Annotated in this window: 14 protein-coding genes; 9 read left to right on the top strand and 5 right to left on the bottom strand. The window is 38.9% G+C overall.

Going from position 1 to position 19607, the window contains the following annotated elements:
- Positions 1–206 precede the first annotated feature (206 nt).
- Positions 207–3440: a YhgE/Pip domain-containing protein gene (locus C0213_09880; protein AUX12842.1), complete on the top strand. Its 3234-nt coding sequence runs from the start codon at positions 207–209 to the stop codon at positions 3438–3440.
- 57 nt (positions 3441–3497) lie between these two features.
- On the opposite strand, the gene C0213_09875 is transcribed toward C0213_09880, so the two are convergent.
- Positions 3498–4217 (bottom strand): GntR family transcriptional regulator, encoded by a 720-nt coding sequence (locus C0213_09875; protein AUX12700.1) that lies wholly within the window; start codon positions 4215–4217, stop codon positions 3498–3500.
- A gap of 174 nt (positions 4218–4391) precedes the next feature.
- Positions 4392–5123 carry an oxidoreductase gene (locus C0213_09870; GenBank protein ID AUX12699.1) on the bottom strand — a complete coding sequence of 244 codons (732 nt, stop codon included), beginning with the start codon at positions 5121–5123 and terminating at the stop codon, positions 4392–4394.
- A 78-nt stretch (positions 5124–5201) separates the two neighbouring features.
- Here C0213_09870 and C0213_09865 point away from each other — a divergent pair, with 78 nt between their 5' ends.
- A complete protein-coding gene (locus tag C0213_09865) occupies positions 5202–5648 on the top strand; it encodes a MerR family transcriptional regulator (protein ID AUX12698.1) in 447 nt (148 codons plus the stop codon).
- 24 nt (positions 5649–5672) lie between these two features.
- Here C0213_09865 and C0213_09860 read toward each other — a convergent pair whose 3' ends face one another.
- Positions 5673–6536: a hypothetical protein gene (locus C0213_09860; protein AUX12697.1), complete on the bottom strand. Its 864-nt coding sequence runs from the start codon at positions 6534–6536 to the stop codon at positions 5673–5675.
- A 91-nt stretch (positions 6537–6627) separates the two neighbouring features.
- Between C0213_09860 and C0213_09855 the strand changes: the two genes are divergently transcribed.
- Positions 6628–8802 (top strand): alpha-galactosidase, encoded by a 2175-nt coding sequence (locus tag C0213_09855; protein ID AUX12696.1) that lies wholly within the window; start codon positions 6628–6630, stop codon positions 8800–8802.
- Between the two features lie 53 nt (positions 8803–8855).
- On the opposite strand, the gene C0213_09850 is transcribed toward C0213_09855, so the two are convergent.
- Together C0213_09850 and C0213_09845 are read right to left on the bottom strand one after the other, a co-directional pair.
- Positions 8856–9836: a LacI family transcriptional regulator gene (locus C0213_09850; GenBank protein ID AUX12695.1), complete on the bottom strand. Its 981-nt coding sequence runs from the start codon at positions 9834–9836 to the stop codon at positions 8856–8858.
- Between the two features lie 26 nt (positions 9837–9862).
- Positions 9863–11338: a sucrose-6-phosphate hydrolase gene (locus C0213_09845; GenBank protein AUX12694.1), complete on the bottom strand. Its 1476-nt coding sequence runs from the start codon at positions 11336–11338 to the stop codon at positions 9863–9865.
- A gap of 222 nt (positions 11339–11560) precedes the next feature.
- Between C0213_09845 and C0213_09840 the strand changes: the two genes are divergently transcribed.
- The 6 genes from C0213_09840 to C0213_09815 all read left to right on the top strand — a co-directional run bounded on the left by C0213_09840 (position 11561) and on the right by C0213_09815 (position 19416).
- Entirely contained in the window at positions 11561–13501 is a 1941-nt protein-coding gene (locus C0213_09840; GenBank protein ID AUX12693.1) for a PTS beta-glucoside transporter subunit EIIBCA, read from the top strand.
- An 11-nt stretch (positions 13502–13512) separates the two neighbouring features.
- Positions 13513–15159 (top strand): glucohydrolase, encoded by a 1647-nt coding sequence (locus C0213_09835; GenBank protein ID AUX12692.1) that lies wholly within the window; start codon positions 13513–13515, stop codon positions 15157–15159.
- Positions 15146–16048, top strand: coding sequence for a fructokinase/branched chain amino acid--2-keto-4-methylthiobutyrate aminotransferase (locus C0213_09830; protein AUX12691.1), 903 nt, complete (start codon positions 15146–15148; stop codon positions 16046–16048). Before C0213_09835 ends, C0213_09830 begins: the two co-directional genes overlap by 14 nt.
- Before the next feature lie 142 nt (positions 16049–16190).
- Positions 16191–17180 (top strand): hypothetical protein, encoded by a 990-nt coding sequence (locus C0213_09825; GenBank protein ID AUX12690.1) that lies wholly within the window; start codon positions 16191–16193, stop codon positions 17178–17180.
- 186 nt (positions 17181–17366) lie between these two features.
- Positions 17367–18401: a LacI family transcriptional regulator gene (locus C0213_09820; protein ID AUX12689.1), complete on the top strand. Its 1035-nt coding sequence runs from the start codon at positions 17367–17369 to the stop codon at positions 18399–18401.
- A gap of 256 nt (positions 18402–18657) precedes the next feature.
- Positions 18658–19416 carry a cell wall hydrolase gene (locus C0213_09815; GenBank protein ID AUX12841.1) on the top strand — a complete coding sequence of 253 codons (759 nt, stop codon included), beginning with the start codon at positions 18658–18660 and terminating at the stop codon, positions 19414–19416.
- The last annotated feature ends 191 nt before the right edge of the window (positions 19417–19607 follow it).

Below are 19607 nucleotides of genomic sequence, written 5' to 3'. Positions count from 1 at the left end.
ATCAGCTAACCTATATTATAGGAAGTAATTAGTGTGCTAAAGCGTTCTAGGCTAACCTGGAACGCTTTTTTTGTGACTAATGTTTGATTGATTAATGCATAAGGGTTGAAATTTTCATGAAAAAAGGTTAAACTAATTCAGTTATCGTGGATATTGAATGTAATTGATTATACATCAAAATTAAGTAAGGAGTTTTACAGATGAAGATGATTCAAAATGAATTTAAGTTCATTGCCAAGAATAAAATCATCATGATTTCGTTAATCGCAATCATGTTTATTCCGTTCTTGTACAGTGTCTTTTTCCTGAAATCTGTCTGGGATCCTTACGGTAGTACTGGTGAATTACCAGTCGCTGTCGTAAATAATGATCAACCAGCAACTTATAACGGTGAAACGTTGAGTGCTGGTAAAGACATGGTTAAGGAATTAAAGAAGAACGACCAATTAGGTTGGCGTTTCGTTTCGGCCAAGAAGGCTAAACAAGGTTTGAAGGATAAAGAATACTATACAGTCGTTACTTTACCTAAGAACTTTTCAGCAAACGCCGCAACAGTCTTGGATAAGAATCCTAAAAAGATGCAAATCCAATATGAAACAAATGATTCATTGAACTTCATCGGTGAAGTTATCAGTGAAATGGGTGCCAAGGAATTGAACGCCCAAGTACGTGAAACAGTGACAAAGGCTTATGCCCAAGTTATGTTTAAACAAGTCAAAACAGCTGGTAAAGGCTTCAGTACAGCCGCTTCAGGGGCTAAGAAGTTAACAGATGGTTCAGTCACACTTTCCGATGGCTTGAACACTTATACCGCTGGTGTTGATCAGGTGAACGATGGTGTTATGACAATGAAAACTAGCGTGACACCTTTATCAGACGGTATTCAAAAATTAGCAGCCGGTTCAGGGGCCTTAAACACAGGTCTACAAACATTGAATAGCAAAACAGGCGCCTTAGCCTCAGGTGCTAGCCAATTGGACAGCGGTGCTAACCAATTGAACACAGGTTTACAAACATTGAACAGTAAGACAGGCGCATTAGCTTCAGGCGCCAGCCAATTGAACAATGGTGCCGGTCAATTAAATACAGGCTTACAAACATTGAACAGTAAAACAGGTGCATTGGCTTCAGGTGCTAGTCAATTGAATAACGGTGCTGGTCAATTAAATACAGGTTTACAAACGTTAAATGGTAAAACAGGTGCATTGGCCTCAGGTGCAAAAGATTTGAATAATGGCGCTGGTCAATTAAATACAGGTTTACAAACGTTAAATGGTAAAACAGGCGCCTTAGCCTCAGGTGCAAAAGACTTAAATAATGGGGCTGCTAGCTTAAGTAAGGGTGTAACAGCTTATACTGATGGCACAAGTAGTTTAAATGACGGTTTACAAGAACTTGCTAAAAATAATAATGATTTAAACAACGGTGCAACAAGTCTAGCATCTGGCGTTAAGGACTTAAAAGCGGGTAGTCAAAAGATTTCTGCTGGGTTACAAAAGATGCAATCACAACTTAACAGCAATCCAACATTCAAAGATGATGCAAGTTATAATGCAGCCGTTGCACAATATACAGCATTAAATGGGATGATTGCGCAAGTTGAAAGTACGATTCCTGCCTTACAAACAGATTTAAATGCGATTCCTGATCAAGTTGTTGCAACAACTGATTTCAATGCAAAAGCACAAGCAATTATTGATGCTGAAAAACAAGCTGGCATTGTTTTCAGTGCACAACAAGAAGCCGGCATTAAAGCTAAGTTGAGTGCACAACTCTCCGCTTCAGCTAAGGATGAAGCACAACAAATTGTTTCTGGTATTAATGCTAAAATTGATGCTAAGAAACCAACAGCTGCACAATACGCACAGTTAACAGCAGCTGTTAAAGGTTCTGTTTCAATGTTAGGTAGTCTTAAAGCAATCCAAACTGGCTTGAACGATGATGCACAGGGCAATCCTGGTTTAGCATCTGGTGCAGCTAAGTTAGATGCTGGTATTAGCCAATTAGAAACAGGGTCACAAGCAGTGATTGCTGGTCTAGGTAAATATACAACAGGTGTCGCAACTGCTGCTAATGGTTCTAAAGCATTAGTAAGTAAGAATGGTGAATTAGTTGCTGGTGGTACTCAATTAGCTGCTGGAACAAACCAATTAAATGGTCAAATCCCAGCGTTAACCAGCGGTGTTAGCCAATTAGCAACAGGTTCAAAAGCCTTATATGCTGGTACAGCCCAATTAAATGGTCAAGTACCACAATTGACAAGCGGTGTTGGTCAATTAGCAACAGGTTCAAAAGCCTTATATGCCGGTACAGCCCAATTAAACGGTCAAGTACCACAATTGACAAGCGGTGTTAGTCAATTAGCAACAGGTTCAAAAGCCTTGTATGCTGGTACAGCCCAATTAAATGGTCAAGTACCACAATTGACAAGCGGTGTTGGTCAATTGGCTGCTGGTTCACAACAATTAGCAACTGGTACTGGTCAATTGAATAGCCAAGTCCCACAATTAACAAGTGGCGTTAGCCAATTGGCAACCGGTTCTGAAACATTGAACGGTGGTCTAGGTCAATTAAACGCTAAGATCCCAACGTTAACGAGTGGTGTTGGTCAATTAGCTGATGGGACGAGTCAATTAGCTGCTAACTCAGCTAAATTAAATGACGGTGCTGGACAGTTAACTGAAGGTAACAAGACTTTAGCAACGGCCCTTAAGGGTGGCGCAAAACAAGTCAACGATATCCAATTAACGAATAAGACAGCCGACATGTTCGCTGCACCTGCTGAATTGAAACACTCAAACTACAGCTATGTGCCTAACTACGGCCATGCTTTAGCACCATACGTGCTTTCATTAGCCTTATTCGTTGGGGCAATCGTCTTCAACTTTGCCTTCCCAATCCGGAAGATTTCAATGACTGGTCAATCAGCAACAGCTTGGTACTTAAGTAAGATTTCTGTCGGCGCCTTAGTTGCTGTCGGCATGGCAATCATCGAACCTGGTTTGATGATGATTGCAGGTTTAAATGTTGATCATCCTGCTCAATTCTTCTTAGTATCAATTGTGTTCTCATTGACATCGATGGCAATCATCATGTTCCTATCAATGACGTTCGACAATCCTGGTCGTTTCTTGGCGATGGTTCTCTTGATGCTCCAATTAGGTGGTTCAGGTGGGACATTCCCAATGGAAATTACAAACCACTTCTACAATGTCATCCATCCATTCTTACCAATGACTTATTCAATCCTAGGCTTCAGACAAGCAATTACATCTGGTTTAGGTAACGGTCAAGTGCTACAAACAGTCTTCACGTTACTACTATTTATGGTAGTTGCATTGATTCTATTGTGGTTCGGTATGAATCATTTACAAAAAATTGGTAATGGCGGTCGTTCAGTATTAGATGACAACCAAAAATTACAAGATCTTGAAAAATAAAGCACTATAAAAAAGAAGCCCTTATCAACGTGATAAGGGCTTCTTTTTGTGTTGTAATTAGCAGTTATTGACGTCCAAGTAAGTATAACCGCGGCGGTCGTAGCGGTTACGACTCCGGGAATACTCAATCGGTTGACCACTATCGAGATAGACCACTTGTTCGACTTCTAAAACCGGATCAGTAGGTGCACATTCGAGATATTCTTGATCATATTTATCAGCTTTGTCGGCTTGAATATTTCGGAAAGCACCCGCAAAAGTTAAGTGAAGGTCTTTCTTCAAATAACTGTAAATGGAACTTTCTAGAATTTCATCTGTTAAACCCGGTGCTAGGTTAACGGGCATGTATGTGTGTTCAAGGACGCTGTTGACGCCATCGACAATCCGTAAGCGAATGATTTCGTAAACCGGTTGTTGTGCGCTTAAAGTAAGGCGTTCCTTAACTTCTGGTGAGGGGAAGGTGACTTTGAAGGTAATAACCTTACTGGTGAGGGTTTGATTGGCATCAGCTAAATCAAAGGACATCCCCCGATATTGATCGGCTGGTGCAGTATTTTTATTCCAAAAAGAATGGTCCAGTACCTTGGTGCCAGCACCACGACGGGCAAAAACGAGCCCTTCCATGGTGAGAATCGTAATGGCCTTTTTAACCGTCATGCGACTAGCATCAAATTCTTCGACAAGTTCAACCTGATTAGGGAGTAACGAGTTAGCAGGATAAATTCCTTGCTTAATCCGCTGGCGAAGTGTGTCGGCGATTTCTTCATATTTTGGCAAAAGTAATACCCCGCTTTCTATACTCTAGTTTAGAGTAAAAACCAGTGTAAAACAATCATTAGTTTGAAGGTGTAACATATTGTTAAAATAAATAATGACAAGTATTGTGAAATATAAGGCGCGAATTAAAAAAGCGCATCGTGATATAAAATTGTCACGGTGCGCTTAAAAATATTAGCTATCTTGACGTGTTGCTGCAATATCGAGTTCCCGAATATTAACTGATTGAGGCATGTCATAAATGAACTTCACTGCTTCCGCAACATGAACCGGGTTCAAGGTAATGCCACCCATGCTATCTTTCCAAGCCTGATAGTCTGTTAAGGCACCTTGATCAGTGACGTGGGTTAGTAATTCTGTCTCAGCAGCGCCTGGGGCGACCATTGAAATCCGAACGTTTTGGCCCGATACTTCTTCACGGATGGTTTCGCTTAGACCATGAACGCCAAATTTAGAAGCGACATAGGCAGCATGGTTTACGAAAGTCTTACGACCAGCTAATGAAGACATGTTGATGATTGTCCCATGTTGGTGTTCAACCATGGCAGGTAATACAATCTGCATGCCGTTTAGAACGCCCATGACGTTCGTGTCGAGCATTGTTTGCCATTCCTTGGCGTCTTGGGTCAAGACATTCCCTAGTAACATAACACCAGCATTATTGACCAGTAAGTCGGTCGGCCCAAATTTCGCTTCTGCTTTTTGAATCGCAATTTTAAATTCCGCTTGATTAGTGACATCGACTGATTCGATTAAGACGTTTTCAAAGTTTAAAGGTAAGTTAGCGATTTTATCAGCCCGTCTACCAAGCAGTAATTCTGGATAGCCAGCAGTATTAAAAATTTTAGCGATTTCGGCGCCAAATCCTGAGCTAGCGCCTGTAATAACGATTAATGGTTTATTCATAGTGGTCAAAACCTGCTTTCTATATTATGCTATAAAAAAGCATACTACCTGGAGTTAGCTCCAGGTCAAGGAGAAAAGATGACAACTTATTTAATCGGTGAGATTGCAACTAAAATGGGTGTTTCGGTCGATACGCTCCGCTATTACGATAAGGAAGGTTTATTACCATTTGCCAAACGGAATACAGCTGGCCACCGGATTTTTACGGATGATGATTTAGGTTATCTCGAAGTAATCGACTGCTTGAAAAAATCAGCGATTCCGATTAGAGAAATTGGTCAGTTTATTGATTGGTGTATGATAGGCGACGAAACACTACCTGACCGTTACGATTTTATGGTCGAACACGAACAGCAGTTAGAAGCTAAAATTAAAGTATTAGAAACCAACCTAGCTTTCTTGCGGTGGAAGAAATGGTATTACCACCAAGCCAAAGAAGCAGGGACAGAAGCTATCCATTTCATGCCAGGCACAACGCAGGTTGATCCTAAAAGACATGAGGAATATAAACGAACGCTAAAATAATTAAGTTTATTAATAAGCGCAGATTTAGTTATTAAAATAATGAACACTACTATTGTGCAATGTATTTTCTTGAGCAAATTTTAGAGGAGGGTACGTTGTTTTTTTATGGAAAACTTTGGTGAAGTAATTAGCCGACTGAAAGCCACACTTTTGTGCCACCACTTTGACGGTTAAGTCAGGATGCTCAATGAGTAAACGCATTGCTTTTTTAATACGCAAATCAATTAAGTATTGTTTCGGTGATTGTTGATAATGATGTTTAAAAGTCTTAATAAGTGTGTATTTTGACTTATTGAAAAGATTGGCCGCCTCTTCTAATGAAACATCCTGATCGTAATGGGTATCTAGCCACTGACGGTAACGGCTTAACCATTCTGGATATTTATCTTGAGCTGATTGGTTAGTATATTGACTAATTCGTAAGAGATCAAAGAAAAATTGCGCTGATCGACTTGTATTTTCGAAATAATCACTAAACGCATTTTGGAGACCTATTTGATTTAACGTTAGACAACTTTTAACGAATAGGGGATGTTCCTTAAAATTCAGTACGGGCGTATCTTGTGTCATTTGGTGCCATTGATCAATAAAATGAGGTGAGAATTCCAAGTAGATAAATTGCCAATTTATACTATCTGGTGCTAATGAATAAATTTGGTTACCAGGAATTGTCGCTAAAAAGGCATCACCGGGTTTTAGGGTGTAATGACTATCGCCAATTTGTAAATGACCTTGTCCTTTAATTGTATATTGAAAAAGGCAATAGTTCCCAGTTCTTTGGCGACAGTCCCAATAATAATTCGCAGTGACAGTTTCATTTCCACCACCGATTAAATGAAAGTACTGTGTGTGATCATAGTGCAGCTGAAAAGAATGATTGAGCCCCAATTTATTACCCTCCCATTAAATTTGTTACTCTTGTTGTGGATTAGTATTCATTTTATCATAGAATAAATAAGTGGAAATAGGATGTGATAAAATGATTAGTTTTGATGAAAAAAAGGCAATATTTTACCTAGATAATGGGCGTATCAGTATGGTCTTAGCAATCGTTCAACAAAAATATGTAATTCATCGCTATTTTGGTGCTCATATTCGTCAGTATCATGAAAGTAACACTATCCGGTTTACGGACCGTGGATTAGCTGTTAATCCTTCGACAGATCGAACGTTTTCGTTAGGTGAGTTACCACTAATTTGTCCAACACGAGATACGGGGGATTATCGAATTCCTGCTTTAACAATTCGGCAAGCAAGTCATAATACTCACCTTGACTTAGAATATCGGGATTACCAAATTATTACTGGGAAACCTAAGCTAAATGGCTTACCGTCAACTTATATTGTTAGTGATAATGATGCACAAACACTACGCATTAATTTGGAGGATTTGAAAGCCGGTGTGCGGGTAGCGATGTATTATACAATTTTTAAGGGTTTAGATATTATCGCAACGCATCAAGAAGTGACAAATATTGGGCAACAAGCAATTACAATTCAGAATTGTCAAAGTTTATCAATCGATTTTACACCGCAAAAGCTATCCTGGTTATCATTATATGGAGCACATATTAATGAAGCTAATCGCAATCAACATCCTATTTATCCAGGCATCCAAAAAATAGAAAGTGTTCGCGGTGCAAGTAGTCCGCAACACCAACCTTTCTTCGCACTTTTATCTCCTGAAACAACAGAATATACCGGTGTGGTTTATGGATTTCATTTGGTTTATAGTGGTAATTTTATGGGACAGGTTGAACAAGATCAATACGGTAATATTCGCGCACAGCTAGGTTTGAATACAGATACATTTGATTGGCGCTTGGCACAGAACGAAACATTTATCGCACCAGAGGCTATCATGAACTATAGTATGGCTGGGTTAAACGGAATGAGTCAGAATTTTCATCAACTGTACCAGAATCATTTAGTACCGCAGCGTTTTAGTCACCAGGAGCGGCCGATTTTAATTAATACTTGGGAAGCAATGTATTTTGCAATCGACGATGCTAAATGTGAAGCATTGGCGCAAGAAGCGACCGATGTTGGTATCGAATTATTTGTTTTGGATGATGGGTGGTTTGTTGGACGTAACGATGATACGACATCTTTGGGGGACTGGTCAGTTGATCAGACCAAATTACCGCATGGAATTGGACAGTTAGCGGATAAGATTAAGCAATATGGTTTGTCATTTGGACTGTGGTTTGAACCTGAGATGATTTCGCGGAAAAGTAATCTATATCGTCAGCATCCAGATTGGTGTTTACATGTTCCAAATTACGAACCGATGGAAGGTAGAAATCAATTAGTGTTAGACTTGACACGCCCAGCGGTTCAAGATTATCTAATACAAATGCTGAGACAACATCTTAGTACTGGAAAAATTGATTATATTAAATGGGATATGAATCGACATATGTCAGATGTTTATAGTACGGCAGTTGATGATAGTCAACAAGGTGAGGTTTGGCACCGCTATATCTTAGGTTTATATCATGTGTTAGAAGTGATTACGAATGAATTTCCAACAGTATTATTTGAAGGTTGTTCAAGTGGAGGCGGACGGTTTGATCCGGGCATGCTATATTACATGCCACAGACCTGGACGAGTGATAATACAGATGCACCAAGCAGAGTTGTTATCCAAGATGGCTATAGTTTATTATACCCACCAGTTACGATGGCCGCACATGTGAGTGCAGTTCCTAATCATCAAGTAGGTAGAACAACAGATGTACAGACGAGGTTTGATATTGCGAGGTTTGGGAACCTAGGTTATGAACTTGATTTAACGCAATTAAGTGCTGATGAGAAACAACAGATTAAACAACAAACCAAAATCGCAAAAAAAGAACGGCAATTAACTCAGTTTGGTCGGTTCTATCGCTTAGTTGTTACTGATGATAACTACACTGCTTGGTTGATCATCAATGAAAATCGTAGTGAATTTAATGTGTTGATTTACAGTGAACTAGCACAAGCAGCACCGCATTATCCGGTATTTAAATTAAATTATTTAGATCCTAACAAGGTATATCAATCTGATTCAGGTGAACAATATGGTGGGGACGAGTTAATGAATGTTGGATTAACGTTACCTCGAAATAAGACCGATTTTCATACAGTTGTTTATCATTTTAAGTCTTGTTAGTAAATAAAAAAGAGGTAGTCGGGATAAAATAATTTTATCCCGACTACCTCTTTTTAAATTGAATTAGATTGTAATAATTTTACGGGTAGAGTGTAGCGCGTCTCTAATGGGGCACTAGGGTCTTCAATCCGTAGAGTAATTAGTTCTGCTAATAGTGAGGCAATCTCGTCAATCGGTTGAATAATCGTTGTTAGCTGTGGAAAGTATTTTTGAATTAGCTCGGTACCATCATAGCCAATTAGTTTAAGATCTTGAGGAATCTTAATATTTTGATTTTGGGCTTCATTTATTACGGAAATAGCAGTTAAATCATCAGTACAAAAAAGGCCATCTAAGTGTTCTTCACGGAGAATACGCGCAATTTCGATTTTTTTAAGACTATCTGAAGTGGTGCTTTTAACTTGGAAGACAAAAGGATCTAAGCCCCTTTTTTGTAGTGCATCTAAATAGCCATTAAGTCGTAAAAGCGTCGGTGAATTAGTTTCGTTACTACCAGTAATAATACCGATCCGTTTAGCGCCGAGGTTAATCAAGGTGTTGGTGGCGATTTGACCGCCGGCAAAGTTATCACTGGAAATAATGGGAATGTGTGTACTCAATAGTCGATCAAATGAAATAACGGGTGCACTCATTTTTTCATATTCTTGTAGTTCGGTATTATGACCTCCTGCAATAATACCGTCTACTTGATTTGCGGCTAACATACCTAGATATGCTTTTTCTTTTTCAGGCTCACGGTTACTATCACAAAGAATACTCTTGTAGCCTTTATCAAAAAGTTTCTTTTCGAGGCGTTCAATTAATTCTCCAAAAAACGGATTACTAACAGAAGGAAAAATAAGCCCTATCATTTGTGCTTTCTTTCCTTGTAACGATCTTGCTAAATTATTAGGTTGATAATTTAATTCGGCCATAGCGGCATGAACCTTATCAATTGTTTTTTGGCTAAGATAACCATAGTTGTTAATGACTCTAGAAACTGTTGTCGGACTGACCTTTGCCAATTTGGCAACATCCGTTAGTTTTGTAGGCACGTTTTCCCCCCCTAAAGCTAGTCATATCAGTTGTTATTTACTTTAGATAAAGGCCAAAGTTGTGCTTTTTGTGGTATCTCTGCCCAGATTGTATTTTGATTTTCCGCTGGGAATAAGCGACTACTCATAACTTTGGCACCATGGTTGATATAAAGTTCAACGACCGATTGATCTGCGAATAAGTTAATGTGAATAGGATGATGGGGTTGAACATTAGTTGTTCTGATTTGACCATATTGTTGGCCAAATGAGACCCCAGCAGCAGAACGATCCATTGTAATTTTACCATTTGTTGTATCAATAGTAAGTACTAAACTATTTGATTTCGAGGGATTGCTAAAGACGTGAAGAGTTTGGCTAGTGTTTGCCGGCACTTCGAGTTCTAATTCATAAGCGTTAGTTGTAGGTATTGTGCTTTGTTTACTGAGTGATACGATTTGTTTTGTTTGGCGGAGCGCTTTTGTTTCTTCGACGGGGTATTGATAAAGTTGATTATCATGGAGTGTTAATTCCTTAACTAGGCTTAGGCAATGAGCCCAACCGTCTTTATCAGTTGGATATTCAATTTCAGGTAAACCTAACCAACTTACTGCCAGTGCACGACCATCTGGAGCATTAAAAGCTTGTGTGGCGTAACAGTCAAAGCCGTCATCAAGATTAGTAAGCTCAGAAGGCTGCGTAATGGTGGTTGTATTGAGTTCGAATGAATGACCAACCACATACATATTTGGATAGATGTTCTGGTAAGAAATAACTTCGGATGTTAAACCCTGTGGGCAAAAAATTAAAACCGGCTGATGATTAATAAAGATGAGATTAGGACATTCAACCATGTAACCTAGTTTTTCACTTGTAAAAGTTAATTCGCCGAGCGGGCGCCAATTATTAATGTTATTGTGATCCGCTTTAAAAACGGCAATCTTACCAATTTTATTGTTATCTTGAGCGCCAATTAGCGCCATGATTTGGTCTTGATACTTAAAAATCATTGGATCTCGGAAATGATCAGTATAATGGCGTGGTTGTTTGATTAGAGGCTCAGATATTTTGCTGATGGTACCTGCTTGACTGAGCCATGCACCGTTTTGAAAAGGTGTTCGCTCCCAGTCACTATTTCTGACGTTACCAGTATAAAAAAGGAAGAGTCTATCATTAATTGGTAATGCACTACCAGAATATGCGCCGTGACTGTCGTAATTTCCGCCAGGTAATAAAGGAGTTGCTTTGCGCCAATCAATAAGATCATCTGAAATAAGATGGTGCCAGGATTTTAGACCGTGAACTGGTCCCATAGGATAACTTTGATAAAATAAGTGCCATTGGTGATTGAAATAAGAGAAACCGTTGGGATCATTTAATAAACCTGTATCTGGCTGAATATGGTAATTGAGACGATAGGGTGAATTTTGGACACGATTCAACAATTGTTGTTGATAATCGATGGACCAATCTGAGTAAGGTTGATAGCGTATTTGACGTGTCCAGTTTGTAATTAATGGCATAATAAACTCCTTTGTGACATGGTATTAATAAATATAATATAAATGTAAACGTTTGATATGTCAAACGTATATCATTCTTTAAAACCTTTATAAATAAGTATGTTATGTATTTTTTATAAAATATGATAATCGTTTGACATAAAATGTAAACGGTTGTATTATCGTATTTGAAAAGCGTTTGCAAAAATATGTAAAACAATAATGTTAAAAGGAGTGTTCGGCATGAATCATAAGGAAGTAGCGAAACGAATAGCTCAGGCAGTTGGAAAAGACAATGTGGTTGCGGCTGCTCATTGTGCGACTAGGTTACGATTAGTTGTGAAGGACGTGAAAATAATAGACCAAGCAGCATTAGATAATGATCCAGATCTAAAGGGTACGTTTAATGCGAATGGCCAATATCAAATTATTGTTGGTCCAGGGGATGTTAACACCGTTTATGACGAATTTATTAAGATTGTAAATATTAAAGAAGCTTCTAAAGAAGAATTAAAAAATATTGCGGCTGATAATAAAGACAATATTATTATGAAATTCATTAAGGTTTTAAGCGATATCTTTGTGCCATTAATACCAGCTTTAACTGCTGGCGGCCTATTAATGGCTATTAATAATGTTTTGACAGGTCAAGGCTTGTTTGGCGCACAATCAATTGTCCAGATGTTTCCACAGTGGAAAGGATTCGCTGAGATTGTCAATATGATGTCGTCAGCGCCATTTACCTTCTTACCAATTTTAATTGCATTTTCTGCAACTAAGCGATTTGGTGGGAACCCATATCTAGGTGCGGCAGCAGGAATGATGTTAGTTATGCCTAACCTAGTTAATGGTTATGGGGTTGCTGAAAGTATTGCTACAGGGCATATGACGTATTGGCATGTCTTTGGATTGAATATTGCGCAAGCTGGTTATCAAGGTCAAGTAATTCCGGTTATCGGAGTTGCCTTCATTCTTGCTAATTTAGAGAAATTCTTCCATAAACATTTAAATGATGCTGTTGATTTTACGTTTACACCAATGTTATCGATTATTATCACAGGATTTTTAACCTTTACATTAGTTGGTCCTGCATTGAGAATTGTTTCAAATGGTGTTACTGATAGTTTAGTATGGGCTTATCAAACGTTAGGTGCAGTCGGTATGGGGATTTTTGGCCTGGGATATTCAGCAATTGTCTTAACTGGCTTGCATCAAAGCTTCCCGGCAATTGAAACGACACTTTTGGCAGATATTGCCAAAACTGGTGGATCGTTTATTTTTCCCGTTGCGGCGATGGCAAATATTGCTCAAGGGGCTGCAACTTTCGCTGTGTTCTTCGTTACTAAGAATAAACAACAAAAGTCATTAACGACTTCTGCTGGGATTTCTGCGATGTTGGGAATTACTGAACCAGCATTATTTGGAGTTAATTTAAAATTGAAGTTTCCATTCTTTATTGGTTTAATTGCATCAGGAATCTCATCATTTATTATTGGTTTATTACATGTTTTATCAGTATCAATGGGACCTGCAGGAATTATTGGGTTTATTGCGATTGCACCTAAGAGTATCCCTAGTTTTATGATGGGAGCTATTATTAGTTTCGTAATCGCATTTGTGGGGACATACTTATATGGTAAAAAGGCAATGAAGACAACTGAAGAAGAAATAATCAATGAAGCACCAGCTACCCCAGAAGTAGTGGAGAGATTACAAGATGAAAAGATTAGTGCACCAGTTACCGGACGAATTGTTGACTTAGCATCAGTACCCGATCCAGTTTTTGCAAGTGAAGCAATGGGAAAAGGTATTGCGATTATGCCAACTTCTCAAGATGTACTTGCACCAGTTACCGGTGTGATAACAATTGCGGCTGATACAGGTCACGCATACGGGATAAAATCGGATGATGGTGCGGAAGTGCTAATTCATATTGGTTTAGATACAGTTAATTTAAATGGTGTAGGTTTTGAAAAGATTGTCCAACAGGGACAACATGTTAGCGAAGGCGATTTATTAGGTCATTTTGATATTGATAAGATTAAACAGGCAGGGCTAACACCGCTAACAATGACTATTGTGACGAATACAGCGGGATATGCACAAGTTGATTCGCTTTTAACAGTCGACAGGGCTGCTATGCAAGGTGAAGAAATTATTCAATTACACGCTAAAAAGGATTAAGGGGTAGTTACATGCAAACTAACTGGTGGCAAAATGCAGTATTTTATCAAGTCTATCCAAGAAGTTTTCAAGATAGTAATGGCGATGGAATTGGTGATATTCAGGGTATTATTCAAAGATTAGATTACCTAGTTGATCTGGGTGTAAATGTAATTTGGCTGTCACCAGTTTATCAATCTCCTAATGTTGATAACGGCTATGATATTTCAGATTATCAGGCAATTAATCCGGAATATGGTTCTATGGTGGATATGGAGCAGTTAATTGAAGCGGCGAAGATTCGTAAGATTAAAATTGTTATGGACTTAGTTGTTAATCATACAAGTGACCAACATCCATGGTTTTTAGAAGCAAGAAAATCAAAAGATAATCCGTATCGTGATTTCTATATTTGGCGAGACCCTGCAACCGATGGTAGTGTTCCGAATGATTTACAAAGTAATTTTAAAGGATCAGCTTGGGCGTTTGATGCGGTTACTGGGCAATATTATTTACATTTTTATGCGAAAGAACAACCAGATTTAAATTGGCAAAATCCTAAAGTTAGAGAAGCCGTCTACCAGATGATGACTTGGTGGCTTCAAAAAGGGATTGGTGGTTTTAGGATGGACGTTATTGATCTGATAGGGAAGGAACCCGACCACAAAATTAAGGAAAACGGACCGCAATTACATGCGTATCTCCAAGAGATGAATGCAAGGGTGCTTTCACAGTATGATGTAGTAACGGTTGGAGAGACATGGGGGGCAACACCTGAAATTGGCCAGCTGTACAGTAATCCTAATCGCCACGAACTATCGATGATTTTTCAATTTGAACAAATTAATTTAGATAAACAACCAGGGATGACTCGCTGGGATTTAAAACCACTTATTCCAGCAGAGTTACATGCGGTATTTAGTAAATGGCAATTAGCGCTAGATGGCGTTGGTTGGAACTCGTTATTTTGGAGTAATCATGATTTACCGCGAATTGTGTCACGTTGGGGAGACGATAGCCAGTATCGTGAAAAAAGTGCGCAAGCATTAGCAATTTACCTGCATATGCTTAAAGGAACCCCGTATATTTATCAGGGTGAGGAAATTGGCATGACCAATTATCCAATTACGAGTTATCACGAAATTGAGGATATTGAGAGTCGGCGCGTTTACCAACAACGACAGCAACAAGGCTATGCGATAAGTGATATCTTAAATGGGATTAATGCTAAAGGTCGAGACAACGCGCGGCATCCGATGCAATGGAATGGTAAGAATCAATCAGGTTTCACAGATGGGACGCCATGGTTACCGGTAAACCCTAACTATTTAGAAATCAATGTTGAATTGGCCAAACAAGATGAACGCTCTATTTATGCGACTTACCAGCAGTTAATAAAGTTACGAAAACGTAACGCAATTATTCGCCAAGGTCGGTTTGAAAATGTACCGACAGGTAATCAAAATGTGATTAGCTACAAACGGATGTTAGGAGAACAGAGTTGGTTAGTTATTATTAACTTATCTAAGAATAGAGAAAGTTATACGTTACCCATTCAGCACTTCGGACCTAACCAAAAAATTATTAGTAATAATTTATTATTAAATAAAATAGCGACAAGTGGTGTATTACAGCCGTATGATGCGTTGGTTGTAGCTATCGGGAATGAGGAAAAGTAACATGAGTGAATTATTAGTGGGCAGTGTAGAAGCCGGCGGAACTAAATTTGTTTGTGCCGTGGGCGATGAGTACTATCAAGTTAAGGATAAAGTAACATTTGCGACGACAACGCCACAAGAAACTTTAGCGCGAGTAGTCACCTTTTTTAAAAAATTCCCAAATGTGACAGTAATAACAGTCGCTTCATTTGGGCCAATCGAATTACGGAAAAATCACGCCAAATATGGATATATTACAAATACTCCCAAGCTTGGGTGGCATGATGTCGATTTTGTGGGTTATCTAAAGAAGGAACTTGCACGCCCAATTATTTTTACAACGGATGTCAATGGTTCAGCATATGGTGAATATGTAGCTGCTCAGATATCGCAGGAGCCTGTTGATTCGCTAGTTTACTATACGGTGGGGACGGGGGTTGGTGCTGGTGCTATTATCAATGGTCAATTAATCGGAACCTTGGGCCATCCTGAAATGGGACACGTCCTCGTGAAGCGACATCCAGATGATTTAAATTTCAAAGGTATCTGCCCATTTCACGGTGATTGCCTAGAGGGATTGATTGCTGGGCCCACTTTTGAGAAGCGATTAGGCAAAAAAGGACAGGATGTCGATCAGTCAGCCCCGGTTTGGGATATTATGGCCTACTATTTAGCACAAGCTGTGGTGCAACAAACCTTGATTATTCGCCCTAATAAAATTGTTTTAGGAGGCGGGGTAGTTAATAAAATCTTCTTAGATAAAGTTAGATTGCAATTTAAGGAGCAATTAAACAATTATGTTGAAGTCCCTAAGTTAGAAGATTATATAACGATGCCGTTAGTTGAGAACAATGGATCGGCAACACTTGGAGACTTTGCATTAGCGTTAAAACAATATAATCAGAAGTAAGAATTGAGAAATGCTAGGTTGATTCTGAAACCTAGTTTTTTTATTTGTTGTGATTTAGCTGATATTTTATTTGTGATTAACATCAGGTATACTGAAGCGATAGATAGCGGAATTATTAATACTTTTACGGGGGAGTAAGTAAATGACAAAGCAAATGAAGCAGATTATTGGGGCTGTTTTAATTTTGGGACTAATTATTATTGCCGGGTTCAAACTAGGCGGCATGATGCGAACGCAAGCAACGCCTGATACGCAGCATCATAAAATACAGGATAATATAAAGAAAAAGAAAGTTACGACGACCACATCTAGTATGACGCGGAAAAAAGTGATCACGGCTAAAAAAGAATCAACGGTGGCGCACCAGAATTTAACAACTGGTTCTTGGACCACATCAAATTATTTGGCGGTTAATATTGAATCGCTAGAAGATGATGGGCAATTTAGCATTGTCTATCCTGCAGACGGTACTACTCAAATCATGAGTTCGGGGACAATTATTTATAAAAATGCTGGGTATTATGAATTGAGAAGTAATGGCTTAATTATGGTAGATACTGATACTGGAGAGCAACATGTTGCAAAAGGCGTATCGAAATTTGATTTAAGGAATAATAATGGGCAATACCAAATTCGTAATTTATCGGGTCAAAGTGGGTCGCGGTTCGGAAATGGCGACTGGCTAACGTTATCAAGTATTCAGAAAACAACAAAAGCAGAGGTTATCGCCGGTTATCAGAAAAAGGGACAACATAATACACAAAACAGACCGACAGATGCAAATATTGTGGGGTACTTGTTAAAAATGACTGATTTTACAGAGCATGTTAATGGTTTTGAAAATGATATAGAATTCCATGTTCAAACGAAGCCAAATGAAGAAATGCATTATATTCTATCCGGTAATTCAGGGAATGGCTCAACAATCGGTGGTTATCTCGTGAATAGTAATCAGACAATCAGCTATTACTGGCAATCGCCGTCGGAAGCATTGGGATTACGGCCAATTGATGATATTAGTTTTGAAGAGATAAACGCGTTAAATTGGCATGATGTTGGGACTCGATATGAATATTCAGATGCTGTCATCAACGCTGCACAGAACCCTAAGGTGTATACGTTAGATGAATAATAAATTTTAAGCAGTCATCCTAGCGATGGCTTTTTTATTTTGACCGGAATACTCGTCTAATTCCTGTTATATTAGGCTTGAAATAGTCTATAATAGAGGATAGGCATGATCACTTTGGTGCGATTGCGAATGCCTCAAAATAAGTCGTGGCTTATTTTTTTAGTTAAGTTATCGAAGGGAGTCACCATGGCAACGATTAGCGACATTGCGGAACAAGCGAATGTCTCAATTGCGACTGTATCGCGAATTTTAAATTACGATGCATCATTGAGCGTTACTGAAGCGACTAAGCGTAAGGTGTTTGAAACCGCCGAAGCGCTAAACTACACAAAATATAAAACGAAGAAACATAAGAAGCGTAAGGTCAAGAGTACCAAAGCTACGGAAAAGAATATTGCTTTATTCCAATGGCGGCAAGGTGATGAAGAATTCGATGATCTTTATTATATGTCGATTCGAATTGGTGCTGAAAAAGCAGCCCAACAGCTGGGATATAATCTGATTAAGGGAGATACAGCTTCAGATGCTATGCAGTCAGTTGTTGGTAGTATCTGTATTGGGAAGTTTGACGAGCAAACCATCAAAAGGATTGTTAAGCTGAGCGAGAATGCTGTTTTTATTGGGACTAATTTTCCGCTTCAGAATTTTGATACGGTTAACAGTGATTATGAACAAGCGGCTGAGTTGGCAATTGAGCACTTAATTCAGTTAGGGCATCAAAAGATTGCCTTTATCGGGGCTGAGGAACACGATAACTTACATGGTTACCGTCCATACCGGACACCGGTTGTAAATACGTATCGTGATATTATGCAGCATTATCAATTATTTGATGAGCACTATTTTTTTGTCGATACTAATGCGCGTTTGTCAGTCAGTTTAGGCGAAACATTAACTAAACAGGCACTAGCCAGTTGGGGGGATGAATTACCAACGGCGATTCTAGCCGCCAACGATGCGATGGCGATTGGTGTGATGAATGAATTAGCAGCTCAACAGATTAAGGTACCAGAGACGATTTCGGTAGTCGGTATTAATGACCTGTCCTTTGCGCGTTATCTGAACCCGCCGCTGACGACAGTTAAGACCTTTACTGAAGAAATGGGTGAGGTCGGTATGGCGTTATTACAAAAACGAATTGAAAACCCGTCAATTGCTCAACGGATTGTTTTGAGCACAGAACTTGTCGTGAGACAATCAACGACTAAATGCATCCGCTAATAGTAGGACATATACAATGTAGGGCCTGAGTCTTTGACGCAGGTCTTTTTTGTTTGGCTTATCTAAAAGGGTTATTAGTTGATTTTAAATCGGCGCTATTTAATAATATACATATGGTATCTATAGTGTAAATCTTATTCATACTGATGGATAATCATAATCTAAAAGAATACGCAGGGGGCCAACAATGAAAAAAATTGTGACGTTAACTTTAGGAACGCTATTACTATCGAGTGCTTTGCTGACACAAAATACGGTGTATGCGACTAACCAGACTGGCAGTTCAGGTGCCATAACGCACACTATTATTAATGAGAATAATAATCATGCGCTGGGTGATTTGATCAAACAAAATGGTCCCGCGTATTTTGCCGATGAATCAGGGATCTCAGCGGCTGAAACTGGTCGTCCGGCGAAAGATTTTATTGATATTTCGAGTAATAATGGCAGCATCTCAAAAGATGAATTCCAATTAATGAAGAATCAATACGGGATTAAAGGCGTCATCGTTAAATTAACGGAGGGGGATTCTTACCGCAATCCCTTAGCCCCTGAACAGATTGCAAATGCCCAGGCAGCCGGGTTAAAAGTGAGTGTCTACCATTTTAGTTGGTTCGCTAATCCCCAAGAAGCTGCGGAAGAGGCCACTTACTTTATGAACTATGCCAAAGAATTGAAGTTAGCGCAAAATACATCTTTTGTGAATGATTACGAATCAGTTAACAGTCCGAATGCGACTAGCAATGCTTTGAAATTCGCCGACACTTTAAAAGCGGCCGGTTTTAAAAATGTCTATCATTATTCCTCTAAATCGTGGTTTTCTTCAGTGTTGGATATGACTAAATTAGGCGCAAAGACCTGCTGGGTCGCTGAATGGCCCCTGAACCCTTCTAATGACCAATTATTACACACTGGCAATGCTTCTTGGCAATGGGCTAGTGACTTATATTTTCCAGAATTAGGTCGTACTCGCCAGTTTGATATCAGTACGGATTATTTAAACGCTTTTAGTTAATTATTATTATATTCATTTATAAACCACATATACAAAAACGGGTTAATTAATTATTAGCTCGTTTTTGTATATCGTTAAAAGCATTAGTGTCTAGTTATATTTAAAATATTAATTTTTATCTTATTAATCGCAAAACAAATTACTGTACATTTTCAAGTGCAATTCGGTAAAGTTAATCTATAACGAGTATC

Source organism: Latilactobacillus sakei (assembly GCA_002953655.1).
Taxonomy (GTDB): Bacteria; Bacillota; Bacilli; order Lactobacillales; family Lactobacillaceae; genus Latilactobacillus; species Latilactobacillus sakei_A.
This window is presented reverse-complemented; position numbering and strand designations above follow the sequence as displayed.

Coding starts and splice junctions, on each gene's coding strand:
- C0213_09880 (AUX12842.1), top strand. CDS start 207: ATGATTCAAAATGAATTTAAGTTCATTGCCAAGAATAAAATCATCATG.
- C0213_09855 (AUX12696.1), top strand. CDS start 6,628: ATGATTAGTTTTGATGAAAAAAAGGCAATATTTTACCTAGATAATGGG.
- C0213_09820 (AUX12689.1), top strand. CDS start 17,367: ATGGCAACGATTAGCGACATTGCGGAACAAGCGAATGTCTCAATTGCG.
- C0213_09825 (AUX12690.1), top strand. CDS start 16,191: ATGACAAAGCAAATGAAGCAGATTATTGGGGCTGTTTTAATTTTGGGA.
- C0213_09830 (AUX12691.1), top strand. CDS start 15,146: ATGAGGAAAAGTAACATGAGTGAATTATTAGTGGGCAGTGTAGAAGCC.
- C0213_09835 (AUX12692.1), top strand. CDS start 13,513: ATGCAAACTAACTGGTGGCAAAATGCAGTATTTTATCAAGTCTATCCA.
- C0213_09845 (AUX12694.1), bottom strand. CDS start 11,338: ATGCCATTAATTACAAACTGGACACGTCAAATACGCTATCAACCTTAC.
- C0213_09840 (AUX12693.1), top strand. CDS start 11,561: ATGAATCATAAGGAAGTAGCGAAACGAATAGCTCAGGCAGTTGGAAAA.
- C0213_09865 (AUX12698.1), top strand. CDS start 5,202: ATGACAACTTATTTAATCGGTGAGATTGCAACTAAAATGGGTGTTTCG.
- C0213_09870 (AUX12699.1), bottom strand. CDS start 5,123: ATGAATAAACCATTAATCGTTATTACAGGCGCTAGCTCAGGATTTGGC.